Origin of the sequence: Massilia sp. IC2-476, assembly GCF_020707295.1 — a bacterium.
GTDB lineage: Bacteria > Pseudomonadota > Gammaproteobacteria > Burkholderiales > Burkholderiaceae_D > Telluria.
In genome coordinates this window covers 363176-379624 of the sequence record NZ_JAJFER010000004.1, presented here as the reverse complement: position 1 = coordinate 379624, position 16449 = coordinate 363176, and the positions used below count along the sequence as shown (strand labels likewise).

Annotated in this window: 18 protein-coding genes and 1 tRNA gene; 8 read left to right on the top strand and 11 right to left on the bottom strand. The window is 66.1% G+C overall.

Features of this window, described 5'->3' with window-relative positions:
- Positions 1 to 22: 22 nt before the first annotated feature.
- Genes LK539_RS13695 through LK539_RS13680 form a run of 4 tightly spaced genes read right to left on the bottom strand, consistent with a single transcriptional unit; the run spans position 23 to position 3118 of the window.
- Complete coding sequence (locus tag LK539_RS13695; protein ID WP_227801499.1) at positions 23 to 934, bottom strand: MBL fold metallo-hydrolase; 912 nt, start codon at positions 932 to 934, stop codon at positions 23 to 25.
- A 1-nt stretch (position 935) separates the two neighbouring features.
- Positions 936 to 1130 (bottom strand): DUF1289 domain-containing protein, encoded by a 195-nt coding sequence (locus LK539_RS13690; protein ID WP_227801497.1) that lies wholly within the window; start codon positions 1128 to 1130, stop codon positions 936 to 938.
- On the bottom strand, positions 1127 to 2593 hold the full coding sequence (locus LK539_RS13685) for a UbiA family prenyltransferase (protein ID WP_227801495.1): 1467 nt from the start codon (positions 2591 to 2593) through the stop codon (positions 1127 to 1129). The genes LK539_RS13690 and LK539_RS13685 overlap by 4 nt, the downstream gene beginning before the upstream one ends.
- Before the next feature lie 57 nt (positions 2594 to 2650).
- Positions 2651 to 3118, bottom strand: coding sequence for a thioesterase family protein (locus LK539_RS13680; protein ID WP_227801494.1), 468 nt, complete (start codon positions 3116 to 3118; stop codon positions 2651 to 2653).
- A gap of 126 nt (positions 3119 to 3244) precedes the next feature.
- Between LK539_RS13680 and LK539_RS13675 the strand changes: the two genes are divergently transcribed.
- Positions 3245 to 3676, top strand: coding sequence for a CopG family transcriptional regulator (locus LK539_RS13675; protein WP_227801492.1), 432 nt, complete (start codon positions 3245 to 3247; stop codon positions 3674 to 3676).
- Positions 3677 to 3698: 22 nt separating this feature from the next.
- Positions 3699 to 4745 carry a PHB depolymerase family esterase gene (locus tag LK539_RS13670; protein WP_227801491.1) on the top strand — a complete coding sequence of 349 codons (1047 nt, stop codon included), beginning with the start codon at positions 3699 to 3701 and terminating at the stop codon, positions 4743 to 4745.
- A 32-nt stretch (positions 4746 to 4777) separates the two neighbouring features.
- Here LK539_RS13670 and LK539_RS13665 read toward each other — a convergent pair whose 3' ends face one another.
- Complete coding sequence (locus LK539_RS13665) at positions 4778 to 4996, bottom strand: cysteine-rich CWC family protein (protein WP_227801490.1); 219 nt, start codon at positions 4994 to 4996, stop codon at positions 4778 to 4780.
- A 124-nt stretch (positions 4997 to 5120) separates the two neighbouring features.
- On the opposite strand from LK539_RS13665, the gene argB reads away from it, so the two are divergent.
- The gene (argB, locus tag LK539_RS13660) at positions 5121 to 6050 is read left to right on the top strand and encodes an acetylglutamate kinase (RefSeq protein ID WP_227801489.1); all 930 of its coding nucleotides are present in this window, start codon (positions 5121 to 5123) and stop codon (positions 6048 to 6050) included.
- Positions 6051 to 6092: 42 nt separating this feature from the next.
- A tRNA-Thr gene (locus LK539_RS13655) sits at positions 6093 to 6167 on the top strand.
- Positions 6168 to 6189: 22 nt separating this feature from the next.
- Here LK539_RS13655 and LK539_RS13650 read toward each other — a convergent pair.
- On the bottom strand, positions 6190 to 7080 hold the full coding sequence (locus tag LK539_RS13650; RefSeq protein ID WP_227801487.1) for a TraB/GumN family protein: 891 nt from the start codon (positions 7078 to 7080) through the stop codon (positions 6190 to 6192).
- Between the two features lie 24 nt (positions 7081 to 7104).
- On the opposite strand from LK539_RS13650, the gene LK539_RS13645 reads away from it, so the two are divergent.
- The 3 genes from LK539_RS13645 to pabB all read left to right on the top strand — a co-directional run bounded on the left by LK539_RS13645 (position 7105) and on the right by pabB (position 10405).
- Positions 7105 to 7833, top strand: a complete 729-nt coding sequence (locus LK539_RS13645) for a pyrimidine 5'-nucleotidase (protein ID WP_227801485.1) — start codon at positions 7105 to 7107, stop codon at positions 7831 to 7833.
- Positions 7834 to 7981: 148 nt separating this feature from the next.
- Positions 7982 to 8557 (top strand): nucleoid occlusion factor SlmA, encoded by a 576-nt coding sequence (gene slmA, locus LK539_RS13640; protein ID WP_227801484.1) that lies wholly within the window; start codon positions 7982 to 7984, stop codon positions 8555 to 8557.
- An 18-nt stretch (positions 8558 to 8575) separates the two neighbouring features.
- Positions 8576 to 10405 carry an aminodeoxychorismate synthase component I gene (gene pabB / locus LK539_RS13635; protein WP_227801483.1) on the top strand — a complete coding sequence of 610 codons (1830 nt, stop codon included), beginning with the start codon at positions 8576 to 8578 and terminating at the stop codon, positions 10403 to 10405.
- A gap of 4 nt (positions 10406 to 10409) precedes the next feature.
- Here pabB and LK539_RS13630 read toward each other — a convergent pair whose 3' ends face one another.
- From LK539_RS13630 to LK539_RS13620, 3 genes are all read right to left on the bottom strand, one after another.
- Positions 10410 to 11012 carry an OmpW family protein gene (locus LK539_RS13630; protein WP_227801635.1) on the bottom strand — a complete coding sequence of 201 codons (603 nt, stop codon included), beginning with the start codon at positions 11010 to 11012 and terminating at the stop codon, positions 10410 to 10412.
- 128 nt (positions 11013 to 11140) lie between these two features.
- Positions 11141 to 11734, bottom strand: coding sequence for a glutathione peroxidase (locus LK539_RS13625; protein ID WP_227801482.1), 594 nt, complete (start codon positions 11732 to 11734; stop codon positions 11141 to 11143).
- An 83-nt stretch (positions 11735 to 11817) separates the two neighbouring features.
- Complete coding sequence (locus LK539_RS13620; protein WP_227801481.1) at positions 11818 to 12240, bottom strand: CoA-binding protein; 423 nt, start codon at positions 12238 to 12240, stop codon at positions 11818 to 11820.
- 124 nt (positions 12241 to 12364) lie between these two features.
- On the opposite strand from LK539_RS13620, the gene LK539_RS13615 reads away from it, so the two are divergent.
- Positions 12365 to 12982: a peptidoglycan recognition family protein gene (locus LK539_RS13615; RefSeq protein ID WP_227801480.1), complete on the top strand. Its 618-nt coding sequence runs from the start codon at positions 12365 to 12367 to the stop codon at positions 12980 to 12982.
- A gap of 3 nt (positions 12983 to 12985) precedes the next feature.
- On the opposite strand, the gene LK539_RS13610 is transcribed toward LK539_RS13615, so the two are convergent.
- Together LK539_RS13610 and LK539_RS13605 are read right to left on the bottom strand one after the other, a co-directional pair.
- Positions 12986 to 14647: a serine hydrolase gene (locus tag LK539_RS13610; RefSeq protein WP_227801478.1), complete on the bottom strand. Its 1662-nt coding sequence runs from the start codon at positions 14645 to 14647 to the stop codon at positions 12986 to 12988.
- Between the two features lie 90 nt (positions 14648 to 14737).
- Positions 14738 to 16408: a beta-lactamase family protein gene (locus LK539_RS13605; RefSeq protein WP_227801477.1), complete on the bottom strand. Its 1671-nt coding sequence runs from the start codon at positions 16406 to 16408 to the stop codon at positions 14738 to 14740.
- Positions 16409 to 16449: the final 41 nt, after the last annotated feature.

The window sequence follows — 16449 nt, the reverse complement described above, 5'->3', positions numbered from 1 at the left end:
CGATCGTGCTAGATTTTTGACTCTAAACGTCGAGCAGCTGCCCTCCCGCGATCCGCGCGGCCCGGGCGCGCACCAGGGCGGCCACCGCCCACCCGGCCAGCTCGTCCTGCGACATCGCCAGCAGCGCGGTGCGCACCCGCTCCACCAAGGGGATAGCGCTTAACAGCCCGGGCAGCCCCTCCAGCGCCAGCGCGCGCCGCTCCAGCAGCAGGAACTTGAGCAGCACCTTGACCGCGTTCTGCGCATTGCGCACCGGGTCGGCGCTCAGGTAGTCGAGCCGGGCCCGGGCCCGCGCCACGGCATCGGCGACGTTCGCGAACACCGGGCCATGGCCGGGGATGACCACGCGCGGCGCCAAGGAGGCGATCAGCGCCAGCGTGGCGCCCACTTCCGCGAAGCCCGGTTCTCCTGCCAGTTCGGGAAAGATCACGCCGAAGCCGTTTTCCCACAGGGCGTCGCCGGAGATCAGGATGCCTTCGGATTCGCAGAAGAACAGCAGCGCATGCGGGTCGTGGCCGGGAGCGGCCAGTACGCGCCAGGACAGGTCGCCCAGCTCCAGGCTATCGCCCGGCCTGAGTGTGGCATCGAAGCCGAAGCGCGCGCACTGCTGGCCGGTGGCGCGGTAGCTGAGCGCCTCCTCGTCCCAGGCTGCGACTTTGTCCGCGTCCAGCGCCGGGATCGCCGTGTGGCAGCCATAGGTGGCCTGCAGCAGCGCGTTGCCGCCGCAGTGGTCCGAATGCAGGTGGGTGTTGAGCAGGCGCCCGAGCGGGCGGCCGTTCAGGGCCTGGCGCACCAGCGCCAGGGTCTGCGGCGCGTGCGTCACGTAGCCGCTGTCCACCAGCGCCGTGTCATGGCGGCCGGTGAACAGGATATTGTTGGACGACAGCCAGCCCCGCTCGAACACGTGCAGCGACGGGGGCAGGCGCAGGTCCATGTCAGCCCCAGTCGATCTCGGCTTCGCGGCGCCGGATTTCGGTCCACACGCTGCGCTTGTACTCGTCGCTGGCCTTGCCCCAGGCGACGATCTCGTCGATGGTACGCAGGCAGCCCTTGCACAGGCCGCTGACAGGGTCCATCTGGCACACGTTGATGCAAGGCGATGGGACGGGGCTGCTCAATTCAGGATTCATGCGAACAGCGCCTTCACGTCGAGGTAATGGGCGCAGACGGCCACCACGACCATCAGGGCCAGCGCCACGCGGCTGCCGCGGTCCTTCAGCGCATACAGCACCGGGTCGTCGTCCATCTCGCCGCGCGCGGTCTTGATCCACAGGCGGCCGAGCCAGTAGATCATCAGCGCGGCCAGGCCCCACAGCAGCACCGGGCTGGCGTAGCGCGCCTCGGTGTCGGCCGCATTGATGAACAGGCCCAGCACCACCACCGCCGCCAGCGCCGAGGCCAGGCCCATCGGCCACAGCACGGCCAGGTCGACCACGTGGTAGTCGCGCCCGTGCGCGCTGGCCTGGCCGCGCTGCTGCATCAGCTGCAGCTCGGAGCAGCGCTTCACCAGCGCCAGGCTGAGGAACACGAACAGCGAAAAGGCCAGCAGCCAGGAGGTGGTGTGGATGCCGACCGCCACCGAGCCGGTCACGATGCGCATCGTGTACAGCGTCGACAGCATCAGCACGTCGAGCAGCACGCGCTCCTTGAGCCACCAGCTATAGGCGGTGGTGAGCACCACGTAGGACAGCAGCATCGCCACGAAGCCCTTGTTGATGGTGGAGGCCAGGGCGAAGGAACCGGCCAGCAGCAGCAGCGCAGCCAGCACGCCCGAGGTGATCGGCAGCGCGCCGCTGGCAAAGGGCCGCAGCTTCTTGCGCGGGTGGCGGCGGTCGTTGCCGAGGTCCCACAGGTCATTCGCGATATAGGTCGCCGAAGCCGCGCCGGAAAAGCACAGGAAGGCCAGCAGCATGGTGGCCACGTGTTCGGGTGCGAAAGAGAAAGCGGTCAGCAGCGGCACGAACAGCAGGACGTTCTTGGCCCACTGGTGCACGCGCAGCGCCTTGCGCCAGGTGGCCAGGCCTGCCGCGGGCTTCGGGAATTCCTTTTCGACGGCATGCCTGGCGCGCACGGTGCGCGTCACGGCGTGTGATGCCCCCACCAGCACGGCGGCCTGGGCGCCTTCCCACACCGCCAGGTCGGCCGCGCTGTCGCCGGCATAGGCGAACTCCGGCCCGACTTCTGCGCGGATCGCGGCCAGCTTGTTGCTACCCTTGAGGTTGCGCGTTTCGTCGGTGGCCAGCACGCGGTCGAACAGGGCCAGGTGGGCGGCCACCGGCTCGGCGATCGAGCGGTGCGCGGCCGTGGCCAGCACCAGTTCGCGCCCGCCGGCTTTTTCCGCGCGCAGGTAGTCGAGCAGGTCTTCGCGGTAGGGCAGCGCGTCGGGCGAGATGGTGACGCGGCGCGCGATCTCGGATTTCAGGTGCTCGCGTCCGCGCAGCAGCCAGAACGGCAGCTTGAGCAGGTCGGGGGCGGAATGCTTCGCCAGCAGCAGCACCGACTCGACCAGGGTATCGGTCGGGGTCAGGGTGCCGTCGAGGTCGACCACGAGCGGGACGGTGGTCGAACGCTGTGCCTGTTGGGAATCCAGCATGGAAGTGTCAAGCGAAGTGATCACGATTCAGTTCAAGAATTGCAAAGCCATCGCGCATTATCGCTCATCGCGCGGCGGCTCGGCCGGTACTGCATGGGGCGAGGCCCATTGCGCCAGCTTCTTCGCCACCCGGTCATTGAAGCGCGCGGGATCGATCAGGTGGCGTTCGTGGATGCCCTCGCACACCTTGTCCAGCTCGTCCCAGGCTTCGACCTGGAAGCGCACCCGGCGGCCGTCCACGTCCACGACCCTGCCGCGGATGGTCAAGGTCATGCCCGGCGGGGTCGGCACCAGGTGCTGGAAACTGACCATCGTGCCCAGGCTCTGCTCGCGCGGCCAGTCCATGAAGGGCATCAGGCCGTGCAGGCAGGCCAGCTCCATCATGCCGACCAGGTAGCCGGTGGCCAGCACTTCCGGCATGTCCAGGCAGAAGGGCGTGTCGTGATAGAGCGCGGGCACGCTGGCCCGCGCCGGGATCGTATAGCGCCATTCAAAGCTATGGCCGAGTTGTATTTCTGCACGCATGTGCGCAGATTAACGCAGCCGGTCGCATTTGGGTAAATCCTCCTTGACCTGCAGCGTCAGGGGCGTACACTCCAGACACCATCCAGCTGGATGGTGCAAGCGTGGCGTAAGGAAGCGAAAGGCATCATGACCAGAGAACTAGTGAAAGTGGTAGCGAAGGAGCCGGTACGGCCGGCGGACTCGGAAAAGATCACGATCAACCTCGGGCCGATCGACCTCGGGCAGATCGATCTGTTGGTGAGCGAAGGTTTCTATTCCAATCGCTCCGACCTGATCCGCACGGCGATCCGCAACCAGCTGCAGGCGCATGCCGACGTGCTGCGCCAGACCGTGGCGCGGCGCAGCCTGGTACTCGGCATCCACCATTACACGCGGGCCGACCTGGAACGGGCGCGCGCCGCCGGCGAACGCCTGCAGATCCAGGTGCTCGGCCTGGCCAGCATCGCAGACGACGTCACGCCCGAACTGGCGCGCGACACCATCGAATCAATCGTCGTCCTCGGCGCGCTGCATGCCAGCAGCGCGGTGAAGGCGGCACTAGCCGGACGCATCCAGTAAGCGCTCCGGCCAGGGGAAGACCATGAAAATGAACATGCACCTGCTCGCGCAGATGCGCAAGGCCACCCGCGCCCTGCTCAAGAAAAATCCGCTCGATACCGCGGCCATCGTGCAGGAAGCGATGAAGCACGCGAACGCCTTCCAGCGCAGCGCGCCCTCCACCGACGTGCTGGCCGACCTGCAGCGCAACATGGAATCCTTGCGCGGACAGTTCGAGGTCCCGGCCAACGACGCCTGGCCGGGCAGCTTCAGCAGCGGCAGCTACAGCAACGAGGCCGGCACCCGCGACTACAAGCTGTACGTGCCGAGCACCCTGGGCGACGCCCCGGCCGCGCTGGTCGTCATGCTGCACGGCTGCACCCAGAACCCCGACGACTTCGCCCACGGCACGCAGATGAACGCACTGGCGGAAGAACTGGGCTGCCTGGTCGTCTATCCGGCGCAGTCGCAGTCAGCCAACCCGTCGCGCTGCTGGAACTGGTTCAATGAATCGGACCAGCAGCGCGACCGCGGCGAACCCTCGATCATTGCCGGCATCACGCGCGACGTGATGGCGCGCCACGCGGTCGATGCGCGCCAGGTATTCGTTGCCGGCCTGTCCGCGGGCGGCGCGATGGCGACCATCATGGGCACCCTGTATCCGGACCTGTACGCCGCCGTCGGCGTGCATTCGGGCCTGCCCTTCGCGGCGGCCAAGGACCTGTCCTCGGCGCTGGCGGCGATGAAGGGCGATTTCCGGCGCAGCCAGGCGCCGGGACGCCAGCTGCCGGTCATCGTGTTCCACGGCGACCGCGACACCACGGTCCATCCCGCCAATGGCGACGCCCTGGTCAGCCAGGGCCGCGCGCGCGGGGTGCGCCACACCGCCGAGCCGGGCCAGGTGCCGAACGGCCACGCCTACACCCGCACGGTGCACCACCACGACGACGGCAGCGTGCATGCCGAGCACTGGCTGATCCATGGCGCCGGCCACGCCTGGTCGGGCGGCAATGCGCGCGGCAGTTATACCGATGGCAAGGGGCCGGATGCGAGTCGTGAGATGATGCGGTTTTTCCGCACGCAGCGGTAAGGTGGGCGGGTCCCCCGCCCACGCGGTGAAAGTTAGCGGTTCAACTGTCGCGCCGGCTGATCTTGCCGCAATAGTTCAGCCTCGATGTGGGCGCGCAGGCAGGCCGGGCACCAGCAGCCAGCGGCTTCCTGCGGTACCAGAACGGCGGGCGGCAGGGCCGTGCACCAGCAAGGTTCAGGGCTGCCATCGGCCATGGCGCAGCCGAATTCGGCGCCGCAGCGGGTGCAGGTGCTCACGGGGCATTCCCGCATGAAAAAGGGGTCATGGTTCTGTACGGTGGCGATTCAGCCCATAAAATACAACAAGACGCCATATAATCAGCACAAGTACTAGGCTGTTGCCTTAAAATCTCGCGACATTTATTTTGGACCTTCCATGAACGCAACCTTGAGCAGCCTGAATCCCGACGACCAGCCCAACGATCTGACCAAGGTTTCGCCACAGATCAAGGCACAGATCCTGGCCGAGGCGCTTCCCTATATCCGTAATTTCCACGGCAAGACCATCGTCATCAAGTACGGCGGCAATGCCATGACCGACGAGCGCCTGAAGCACGGCTTCGCACGCGACGTCATCCTGCTCAAGCTGGTCGGCATGAACCCGGTGGTGGTGCACGGCGGCGGTCCGCAGATCGACAACGCACTCAAGAAGATCGGCAAGCAGGGCACCTTCGTGCAGGGCATGCGCATCACCGACGAAGAAACCATGGAAGTGGTCGAGTGGGTGCTGGGCGGCGAAGTCCAACAGGACATCGTCATGCTGATCAACCACTACGGCGGCCAGGCCGTGGGCCTGACCGGCAAGGACGGTGGCCTGATCCGCGCACGCCGCATGTCCATGCCGGACAAGGAAAAGCCGGGCGAATTCCTCGACATCGGTTTCGTCGGCGAGATCGAAGCGATCAACCCGGCGGTCGTCAAGGCGCTGCAGGACGACGCCTTCATCCCGATCATCTCACCGATCGGCTTCGGCCAGGATGGCCAGGCCTACAACATCAATGCCGACGTCGTGGCCGGCAAGATCGCCGAAATCCTGAAAGCCGAAAAGCTGATCATGATGACCAACATCGCCGGCGTGCAGGACAAGCAGGGCAACCTGGTCACCGACCTGTCGGCGCGCGAGATCGACGAGATGTTCGAAGACGGTACGATTTCGGGCGGCATGCTGCCGAAAATCTCGTCGGCGCTGGACGCCGCGAAGTCGGGCGTCAATACGGTCCACATCATCGATGGGCGCATCGAACACAGTTTGTTGCTGGAAGTCTTGACCGAACAGGCTTTTGGCACTATGATCCGGTCTCACTAAATTTTTTGTGGCAGAGTTTCTGCCACAGAAGACGACCTGAATGCCCTTGTAGCTCAGTGGTAGAGCACTCCCTTGGTAAGGGAGAGGCCACGTGTTCAATCCACGTCAAGGGCACCACCCCCCTCCTGCAGCACTTCCCTCAGTAGATCCGCTCCACCTTGATGCCGCGCTTGCGCAGCAGCTCGGGCACGCCGCGTTTGCCCACCAGGTGCAGCAATCCCACCGCCACCACCGCATTGTTTTCGCGCCCCAGGAGCGAAACGATCTTGTCCGCCATCGGCCCGTTGCGTTCGTCCATCAGCAGTTCGCGCATGAACTTGCCGCTGATGCTGTCGTCTTCTTCCATGCGCTGCGCGATGCGTTCCAGCGCCGCCTGGTCGGCGCGCTCGTAGGCATCGAACAGTTCGCGCGACTCGCGCAGCTGGCGCCCGGACGCCATGTGCTCCAGCGTTTCTTCCAGCAGTTTCCACTGGTCCTCGTCCTTGAGGCGGTCAAGCAGCGCGGCCTGGTAGCCGATCGACTCGAGTTCGGCGATGCGGGTCTTGCCCTTGCTGCGCGCCTGCTCCGCCAGATGGCTGTCCACGCCCAGGCGCGGGTCGTAGCCCATCTTCGCCGCGTCGATCACGGCCAGCGTCATCACGATCATCCAGGGTTTCAGCTGCTTCAGTGCGGCCGGGTCGAGGCCCTGGCGCTTGAGCGCGGTTTCGATGCGCTGGCGCCGCTCGGGCGCCAGGCCGGCCAGCCCGAGACGCGGGTTACCATACATGCCGTGCTGCTGGAGCGCCGCCGCCATCGCGGCCGGATCGCGCGCGGTATCGATTTCCAGCGCCAGCGTGGGCGCGGCCTCCAGGGCCTGGCGGATGCGCGGTTCGAGCGGATAGAAATCGGGACGCCCGGCATGGATGGTGCCGTACAGGTAAAGTGAGTGCCCGCTGCCGCTGACCTTGAACAGCGCGCCGCGTTCTGCCGCCAGCGCCTGGAAGGCCAGCAGGAACAAGCTGAAGAACACCACTATAATCGGACGTCGCATTCAATTCTCCGTTGTGTCTGCACCGTGCCAAATCATACCCTTCCCTCTCCCGTCTGGCTGTTCGACCTCGACAACACCCTGCACGACGCCTCGCATGCGATCTTCCCGGCCATCAGCGCCAACATGAACACGTATATCGCGCGCGTGCTGGGCGACGGCGACAGCCCCGCCACCCAGGCGCAGGTGGACGCCGCCCGCCTCGGCTACTGGAAGCGCTACGGCGCCACCCTGCTCGGCATGATCCGCCACCATGGCGTGTCGGCCGCCGACTTCCTGCACGTCACCCACGACATCGGCGCCCTCGACAAGCTGGTGCGCGCCGAGAAGGGCCTGGGCGCCCTGCTGCGGCGCCTGCCGGGCCGCAAGATCCTGCTCACCAACGCGCCGACGCGCTACTCCACGGACGTGATGCGCCACCTGGGCCTGGGTCGCCACTTTGCGCACCACGTCGCGATCGAGCACATGCATGTGCACCGCCAGCTGCGTCCCAAGCCATCGAGCCTGATGCTGCGCCGCCTGCTGCGCAAGCACGGCGTGGCGGCGCGCCGCTGCATCCTGGTCGAAGACACGCTGGCCAATTTGAAAAGCGCGAGCCGCCTCGGGCTACGCACGGTGTGGGTCACACAATACCTGCGCATGAGCGACCCGATCGGCAAAGCGCCACTGCCGCGGACCCTGAAACGCCCCGGTTACGTCGATGTCAAAGTAAAATCCGTGCGACAGCTACCGGCGCGTTTACACCGGCTGCGCTAATCCAAAAACAAGGGGGGCCTCGAAAACCGTAGCGAGCGGCGGTAAGCTTGACCGAGAAGCGCAGCTGTACGGGAGTACAGCGAGCATCGCAGGTCGAGATTACAACGCGTAGTAGGTTTGCGAGGTCTCCCAACGAACTAGGGATCACATGGCAACTAAGCCGGGGCAGCGCAAGCTGCAAATCCTCCAGGCCCTGGCCTCGATGCTCGAGCAGCCCAAGGGCGAGAAGATCACCACGGCGGCGCTGGCGGCGCGCCTGTCGGTGTCGGAAGCGGCGCTGTACCGCCACTTCGCCAGTAAGGCCCAGATGTACGAGGGCCTGATCGAGTTCATCGAGTCCAGCGTGTTCGGCCTGATCAACCAGATCACCGAGCGCGAGGAAGGTGGCGTGAACCAGGCCTATGCGATGCTGCAGATGCTGCTCTCCTTCGCCAGCAACAACCCGGGCATGACCCGGGTCCTGATCGGCGACGCGCTGGTGGGCGAGGACGAGCGCCTGCAGCTGCGCATGAACGGCTTCTACGACAAGGTCGAGATGGCGTTCAAGGGCGCCCTGCGCGTGGCCGCTACCCAGGGCCACGGCCAGGAAGCCGACGTCGCGGCGCGCGCCGGCCTCCTGGTGAGCTACGTGACCGGACGCTGGCACCGCTTCGCCAAGAGCGGTTTCAAGCAGAACCCGGCCGAAGGCACGGCCCTGCAGCTGTCGCTGCTGCTGGCGGCATAAGCTAGCGCCAGAGGCATCATGGACACCCAGGAAGTCTTCGCACTGCTGGACGACGCCGGCGCCCAGGGCGAAGCGCGCTCGCGCCTGTACAGCCGCCACGCCGGCACGCTGCACTGTGACGCTGCCCAGGACTGGCCGCAGTTGCTGGCGGCGATGCAGGAGGCCCTGGATCGCGGCCTGTACGCAGTGCCCTTGCTGACTTACGAACTGGGCGCGCACTTGCAGGGTTTGCCCGCCCATCCTCTCGACGGTCCGCTGGCCCAGGTGCTGCTGTTCGAACAGTGCGAGCACCTCGATGCGACCCAGGTCGAGGCCTGGATCGCCACCCGCGCGCCGGCTGGTGAATTGGCGGGCGTGGCGGGGATCACGCCCAACGTCGACGAAGCCGCCTTCAGCACAGCGATCGGCCGCATCCGTGACTACATCGCGGCCGGCGACACCTACCAGGTCAACTACACCTACCGCCTGCGCTTTGCCGCCTATGGCGCCTTGGTCGCGCTGTATGCGCGGCTGCGTGCGCGCCAGCGCGTGCCCTACGGCGCCCTGGTCGCCCTGCCCGACGGCAGCGCGGTGCTGTCCTTCTCGCCCGAACTCTTCATGCGCTTTGAAAGCGGCGTGCTGCTGGCGCGGCCAATGAAAGGCACGGCGCCGGCCAGCGGCGACGATGCGACCGACGCCCAGCGCTCGCAGGCACTGGCCGCGGATACCAAGAACCGCGCCGAGAACCTGATGATCGTCGACCTGCTGCGCAACGACCTGGGTCGCGTGGCGCAAACCGGCAGCGTCGAGGTGCCGGCGCTGTTCGACGTGCAGCGCTACGGCAGCGTGCTGCAGATGACATCGACCGTGCAGGCGCGCCTGCGCCTTGACGCGACCCTGGAAGACATCTTCGCCGCGCTCTACCCCTGCGGCTCGATCACGGGCGCACCCAAGCACCGCACGATGGAAATCATCCACGAACTGGAACCGACGGCGCGCGGCATCTACACGGGCGCGATCGGCTGGTTCGATCCGCCGTCCGCCGGTCAGGCCTTTGGTAATTTCTGCCTGTCGGTCCCAATCCGCACCCTGGCCCTGGGCGCGTCCGAGGGCGGCACCCGCCAGGGCGTACTCGGCGTGGGCGCCGGCATCGTCTATGACAGCATTGCCGCCTCCGAATTCGCCGAATGCCAGCTCAAGGCGCGCTTCCTCACCGGCCTGCCGAACGAACTCGAGATCTTCGAAACCCTGCGCGCCAGCCGCGACGACGGCTGCCGCCACCCCGAGCAGCACCTCGACCGCCTGGCCGCTTCCTGCCGCTTTTTCGGGCATCCGTTCGACTTCGGTAGCGCACGCGCGGCCCTGAACGAGGCCTGCCTGGCCCTGCCGCCCGGCCAGCTGCACCGCCTGCGCCTGTCGGTCGATCCGTTCGGCCAGCTGGCCGTGGGGTCAGGCCTGCTGGCGCCCTCGAGCGAGCCGGTGCTGCTGGTGCTGGCAAAGGAGAACACGCATTCGGGCGACGTCTTCCTGCGCCACAAAACGAGCGTGCGCAGCCGCTACGACGCAGCCTGGCGCGCGGCCGAAGCGCAAGGCGCCTTCGACGCGCTGTTCTTCAACGAGCGGGACGAACTGACCGAAGGTGGACGCAGCAATGTGTTCGTGCGCTTCGGCACGGCCTGGTACACGCCGCCGCTATCCTGTGGAGTGCTGCCGGGCGTGATGCGCAGCGTGCTGTTGCAGGCGCCGGCCTGGAATGCGCGCGAGCGTGTGATCACGCGCGAGATGCTGGAAGATGCGGACGACCTGGTGGTCTGCAACGCCCTGCGTGGCCCGCTGCGGGCAGTCCTGCTGGACGACCCGCAGGCTTAGCGGCTTAGAAGCGGTAGCCGACACCGACGCCAAACAGCACCGGGTCCACCTTCACCGCGCTGACCCTGGCGCCGCCGACGATCACGTCGCTGCGGATGTTCACCTTCTTCACATCGAGGTTCGCCGACCAGCGCGCATCCAGGCGGATGTCGACGCCGGCTTGCAGCGCCAGGCCCCAGCTGTCGTTCTCGAGATCGCCCGCGCCGTTCAGGAGCTTCACACGCGAGATGCGGGTGTAGTTGACGCCTGCGCCGACATAGGGACTGAAGCTCTCCCGCGGCGTGAAGTGGTACTGCGCTGTCAGGGTCGGCGGCAGGTGACGGAAGCTGCCGATGCGCGCCCCGTCGAGGGTGACGTCGTGCTTCTGCGGATAAGTCAGGATCAGTTCCGCCGCCAGATTGGGCGTGAAGAAGTAGGAGACGTCGACTTCCGGGATGGTCTTGCTGGACACGTGGATGCGGTCCACCGCGCCGGTACCGGCCAGCGGCGCGGATTCATTCGCCGGGTCGATATGAACGGCGCGGGCACGCACCATCCAGTTGGTTTCCTGCGCCAGGGCCTGGCTGCCGGCGAGCGCGAGAGCGATCGCCAGCACATGCTGCAACATCGTTTTCATTGTTTTTACCTTTCGTCATGTCATCAGTGACGAAGGTAAGGTTATTGATGCAGCGCAAAAAAATCGTTGATGTGGATCAAATAACCACAATCATAGGATGGTTATTCGATCCACGCTGCTTACATGGCCAGCGCCTGTTCGATCTTGCCGACCAGGGCCGGATCTTCCGGCGTTACCTTGCTCGGGAAATGCTCCAGGACCTTGCCGTCGCGGCCGATCAGGTACTTGGTGAAGTTCCACTTCGGCGCCTGGCCGGTGGCCTTGGTCAGGCTGGCGTGCAGCGGATTGGCCTCAGGACCTGTGACGGCGGTCTTGGCGAACATCGGGAATTTCACCCCGTAGGTGTTGAAGCAGAAGTCGGCGATCTCCTTCGCGCTGCCCGGCTCCTGCTTGCCGAAGTCGTTCGAGGGGAAGCCGAGCACCACCAGGCCGCGGCCGTTGTATTTGGCGTAGAGCTTTTCCAAGCCTTCGTATTGCTTGGTGAAGCCGCAGTAGCTGGCCGTGTTCACCACCAGCACCACCTTGCCGGCGTACTGGCACAGGTCCTGCGGCGCGTCGTCCTGCAGGCGCTTGAAATTCTGGTGCAGGATGGCCGGGCAGCTGGCCTTGGCGGCAGTCGGCTTGGCGCTGGCCGCGTTGGTCGCCTGGGCGGCGGCCGGCTGGGAGAGGCTCGCGGCGACAAGGGCTGCGAGCAGGGCGGTGGTCTTGAACATGGGTGGCATCCCTGGAGTGTGATGCCACGATTGTAACGCAGCGGCAGCCACAAGAATCGCGGTCTGCGCCGGGAGCCGGGACCTTAGCCGTTCAGACTGCGGTGTTCGATCTTAATGCAGTGGTTCATGACCACATCCAGCCCGGCGGCGCGCGCCAGGTCGGCAGCGGCCTGGTTCTCGATGTCGAGCTGCATCCACAGGCAGCCGGCGCGTACGGCGATGGCGTCGCGCGCGATCGGCGGAATGTCTTCGGACTTACGGAAGCAGTCGACGATGTCGATCGGCTGGCCGCTGGCAGCGAGGGCGTCGGCCGCCTCCTGCAGCGTGGCGTAGGCTTTTTCGCCCAGCACGGTCTGGCCGGCGAGGCTCGGGTTCACCGGCACCACGCGGTAGCCGGCTCCCTGCAGGTATTCGGCCACGCCGTAGCTGGCGCGCTCGGGCTTGTTGGACAGGCCGACGATGGCGATGGTCTTGCTGTCGCTGAGGATCTGGGCAATGCTTCTCATGATGGGTACAGTAGATTCAGGGTGCGATCCCTAGCTTATCAGATTTGCATCATCTGGCGCGCCTGCACTGGCGCAGGCCGCGCAAACGTGGAAAGATGCGGTCTCGTCCCTGATCCCTTACGTCATGCGCCCCACCGCCCTCTCCTGCATCGCCGCCCTTGTCCTGTCCCTGTCAGCCCACGCAGCCGAACCGCTGGCCGCGGTCGAACGTGGCATCGTTCCCGTGGCGACCTGGGGCGGCACCCCGGCCGACGCCGGCAAGGCCAAACGCCACGCCATCAGCCAGATCACCCTGCACCACCAGGGCGAGCCCTTCAAGCCGGGTACCGACCCGCAGGCCTACCTGCGCCGCCTGCAGTCCTGGTCGCGTACCACCAAGGGCTGGCTCGACATCCCCTACCACTACGTGATCGACCTCGACGGCCGCATCTACGGGGCGCGCAGAATCGAGTTCGCGGGCGACACCAACACCGAATACGACCCCACCGGCCACGCCCTGATCGAAGTGGTGGGCAATTTCGAAGAGGTGGAACCGAACCAGCAGCAGCTCGACGCGGTGGTCGACCTGATGGCGCTGCTGGCCCGGAAGTACCAGGTCTCGCTGGACGACATCAAGAGCCACCGCGACCACTCCGACAAGACCGTGTGCCCGGGCGCGAACCTGTACCGCTACGTGAAGGAGGATTACTTCCGCCACAAGGTGGCGCTGCGCCTGGCCGGCGAGCAGGCCAATACGCGTTAACGTTCACAGCTTGCGGCCCGGCGTGTCGCGGCCGCCCTGTTTCAGCACCAGGGTCTGCCCTTCGAAGCTGATCTCGGCGTCGACGCGGTCCGAGAAGAACGTGGTTTCGCTCATCGGGAAGATCTCGAGCTTGCCCTGGCCGGTGGCCTGGGTAAAGTAGCGGTCGCCCTCGCGCGTCAGTTCCAGCACGAAGCCGGGCCTCAGCTCGTAGCGGCCGATACGGCTATCGAAGGACGCGTTGGCGATCTTGATTGCGCGGCGCGCGGGCGGTGCGTCGCCAATACGCGGGTTCACGACCGGCGTGCCATCCTGGTGATGCGTCACCGCCACCACCTTGCCATCCGCGCCGCGCTGGAACTCGAACCACTCGAGCGTACCGGGCAGGAAGAACTCCGTGCTGGATGCAGCCTTGACCGCCACCTGCGGCATGCCGGTGCGCTGCATGCTCAAGCCCTCGCCGGTGCGGCGGAACACGCGCTGCACGCCCTTCTCGACCTCGTAGGTACCGGCGACGGCGTCAAACGCGGCCTCGTCCAGCTTCGCTTCCCTGAACTCGCGGTAGGGCTTGCCGATAGCCACGCCCGCCGCCTTGCGGGCCACTAATCCCGGACTGGCCGGGCCGGCGTCGCTGTTGGTCAGCACCGCAACGTAGACGCCCTTGCCAGGCACGCGCAGCGCGTAGGTGGAGAAGCCGTTGATGCCGCCGCTGTGGCCGATGGCGGTCTCACCCTGTACCTGGCTGATTCCCCAGCCATAGCCGTAAGTGGTCGGCTTGCCGTCGCTGAGCCGGTAGGGCGTGAAGGCGCGCTGCCAGCTGGCCGGCTTGAGCAGCTTCCCGGCGCTGACCGCGGCATCCCAGCGCGCCAGGTCGTCCACGGTCGATACCAGGGCGCCGGCCGCATATGGCTGGGTCATGCTGAGCGGTTTGGCGGGACCGAAGCCGCTGGCGCTGCGGGTATGACCGGCCGCTACTGGGGCCTTGCCAGGCTTGATGCCCTCGTAATAGGTGTCCAGCATGCCGAGCGGCTTGAAGATGCGCTGCGCGAGGAAGGACGCATAGCTCTGGCCCGAGACCTTTTCGATGATGGCGCCCAGCAGGAAGTAACCCGAGTTGTTGTAGCGGTACTGGCTGCTCGGCTCGAAGTCGAGCGGATCGTTCTTGAAGGAGTCGATCATCTGCGCCACCGTCAGGTCCTGCGTCATGCCGGTGGTGTAACCGGGCTTGCTGGTAAAGCTGGCGATGCCCGAGGTGTGGGTCAGCAGGTGCTCGATCGTGATCGTCTTGCCCCTGGTCGGATAGTCCGGCAGGTGCTTCGTGATGTCGTCGTCGAGCGACAGCTTGCCCTCCTCCCCCAGCATCAGGATCGCGGTCGAGGTGAACTGCTTGGTGAGGGAACCGAGGCGCAGCGCCATGTCTGGCGTCATCCTGATGGCCCGGGACGTGTCGGCCATGCCGTAGGCGCGGCGCAGGACGGTCTTGCCATCCTTGACCACGATGACGGTGGCGCCCGGGGCGTCGGCCTTGAAATAGGGTGCAATGGCTGCATCGATGCGGCCGGCCAGGTCCTGCTCGCCGAGCGCGGACTTCGCCGCGTCCTGAGCGAATGCGGCATACGGGTGGCACAGCAACAGCGCGGCGGCGCAGATGGCGGAGCGAAGCAGCATGGCGGAGATCCCTTTGTCATTATGGGTATCGTCCATACTATCCGCCCCGCCTCCCATGGCAACTATCACCTTGGAGGGGGCGTCGGCTCCTTACAGCTTGCGCCCGGTGAAGCTGCGGCTGCCCTGTTTGAACATCAGGCCTTGGGCTTCGAAGCCGATCTCCGCGTCGACGTCGCGTGCGAAGAAGCGGGTCTCGCTCAAGGGGAAGATCTCGACGCGGCGCTGGCCGCTCGGCTGCACGAAATAGCGGCTGCCCTCGCGCTGGACCTCGAACACCATGCCCGGCTGGATCTCGTAGCGGCCCACGTGCGCGTCGAAAGCGGCGTCCGCGATCTTCGCCACGATGCGTGGCGGCGGCGCTTCGCCGGAGCGCTTGTGGACCAGCGTCCTGCCGTCCTGGTAGTAGGTCATGCCGGTCGCCTTGCCGCTGCCGTCGCGCTGGAAGACGATCCAGTCGGCGGTATCGGGGATGAAGAATTCGTTGGGCGACATCGCCTTCAGCACCAGCGGCCCACGGCCCGCGCGCTGCAGCGCCAGGAACTCGCCGTCGCGCCGCAGTACGCGCTGGGTGTCCTTGTCCTGCGTGTAGACGCCCGCCACGGCATCCAGGCTGGCCGCATCCAGCGCCACCTCCTTGAACTCCGGGAGCGGCTTGCCGATGGCGACGGCGGCCGCGCGGCGCGCCACCACATCGGGGACCACGGTGCCGCTGTCGCCGTTGGTCAGCACCGCCACGTAGACGCCTTTGGCAGGCAGGCGCAGGCCATAGGAACGGAAGCCCCGGGTCGAGCCGCTGTGGCCGATGGTCGGTTCGCCCTGGATCAGGGTCAGCTCCCAGCCATAGCCGTAGTTGCTGTCCTTGCCGTCACTGAGGCGGTAAGACGTAAAGGCGCGCTGCCAGGTGGCGGGCTTCAGAAGCTTGTTGGCCGCGATGGCCGCATCCCATGTCGCCAGGTCGTCCACGGTCGACACCAGTTCGCCGGCCGCGTACGACTGGTTCTCGCCGAGCGTACGGGCCGGACCGAAACCCTTCTCGCCCAGGCTGTGGCCGGCCGCGGTCGGCCAGGCGCGGCGCTCGTAGCCCTCGTAGGCGGTGTGGCTCATCCCGAGCGGGACGAAGATGCGCTGCTCCACGAACTTGTGGTACGGCTGGCCCGAGACCTTTTCGATGATGGCACCGAGCAGGTAGTAGCCCGAGTTGTTGTAGCGGTACTGGGTACCTGGCTCGAACTGCATCGGCTCGTTCTTGAACGAGTCGATCTGTGCGGCCACCGTGGTGTCCTGCGGCGCGCGCTGTGGATAACCCGGCTTGCCGGTATAGCTGACGATGCCCGAGGTGTGGGTCAGCAGGTGCTCGATGGTGATCTTCCTGCCCTGGGTCGGATAGTCCGGCAGGAACTTGGTGATCTCGTCCTGAAGCGACAGCTTGCCCTCGTCCGCCAGCAGCAGGATGGCGGTGGCGGTGAACTGCTTGGTCATCGAACCGATGCGCAGCGCCATCTCCGGCGTCATTTTGATGTTCTTCGACGTGTCGGCCATGCCGTAGGCCTTGCGCAAAACGGTCTTGCCGTCCTTGACCACGATGACGGTGGCGCCCGGGGCATCGGGCTGGAAGTAGGGAGCGATGGTGGCGTCAAGGCGGGTCGCCAGGTCCTGGGCGCTGCGGGTGGCAGATGCTTTTTCCTGGGCGAAGGCAGCGTGTGGCTGGCACAGGAGCAGCGCGGCGCTGCAGATGGCGGTGCGGATGAACATGGTCGGCATTCCTTTCTTGTTATGGAGTGCCGAGACTGTACGTACGTGAT

Coding starts and splice junctions, on each gene's coding strand:
- LK539_RS13695 (WP_227801499.1), bottom strand. CDS start 934: ATGGACCTGCGCCTGCCCCCGTCGCTGCACGTGTTCGAGCGGGGCTGG.
- LK539_RS13690 (WP_227801497.1), bottom strand. CDS start 1,130: ATGAATCCTGAATTGAGCAGCCCCGTCCCATCGCCTTGCATCAACGTG.
- LK539_RS13685 (WP_227801495.1), bottom strand. CDS start 2,593: ATGCTGGATTCCCAACAGGCACAGCGTTCGACCACCGTCCCGCTCGTG.
- LK539_RS13680 (WP_227801494.1), bottom strand. CDS start 3,118: ATGCGTGCAGAAATACAACTCGGCCATAGCTTTGAATGGCGCTATACG.
- LK539_RS13675 (WP_227801492.1), top strand. CDS start 3,245: ATGACCAGAGAACTAGTGAAAGTGGTAGCGAAGGAGCCGGTACGGCCG.
- LK539_RS13670 (WP_227801491.1), top strand. CDS start 3,699: ATGAAAATGAACATGCACCTGCTCGCGCAGATGCGCAAGGCCACCCGC.
- LK539_RS13665 (WP_227801490.1), bottom strand. CDS start 4,996: ATGCGGGAATGCCCCGTGAGCACCTGCACCCGCTGCGGCGCCGAATTC.
- argB (WP_227801489.1), top strand. CDS start 5,121: ATGAACGCAACCTTGAGCAGCCTGAATCCCGACGACCAGCCCAACGAT.
- LK539_RS13650 (WP_227801487.1), bottom strand. CDS start 7,080: ATGCGACGTCCGATTATAGTGGTGTTCTTCAGCTTGTTCCTGCTGGCC.
- slmA (WP_227801484.1), top strand. CDS start 7,982: ATGGCAACTAAGCCGGGGCAGCGCAAGCTGCAAATCCTCCAGGCCCTG.
- pabB (WP_227801483.1), top strand. CDS start 8,576: ATGGACACCCAGGAAGTCTTCGCACTGCTGGACGACGCCGGCGCCCAG.
- LK539_RS13630 (WP_227801635.1), bottom strand. CDS start 11,012: ATGTTGCAGCATGTGCTGGCGATCGCTCTCGCGCTCGCCGGCAGCCAG.
- LK539_RS13625 (WP_227801482.1), bottom strand. CDS start 11,734: ATGTTCAAGACCACCGCCCTGCTCGCAGCCCTTGTCGCCGCGAGCCTC.
- LK539_RS13620 (WP_227801481.1), bottom strand. CDS start 12,240: ATGAGAAGCATTGCCCAGATCCTCAGCGACAGCAAGACCATCGCCATC.
- LK539_RS13615 (WP_227801480.1), top strand. CDS start 12,365: ATGCGCCCCACCGCCCTCTCCTGCATCGCCGCCCTTGTCCTGTCCCTG.
- LK539_RS13610 (WP_227801478.1), bottom strand. CDS start 14,647: ATGCTGCTTCGCTCCGCCATCTGCGCCGCCGCGCTGTTGCTGTGCCAC.
- LK539_RS13605 (WP_227801477.1), bottom strand. CDS start 16,408: ATGCCGACCATGTTCATCCGCACCGCCATCTGCAGCGCCGCGCTGCTC.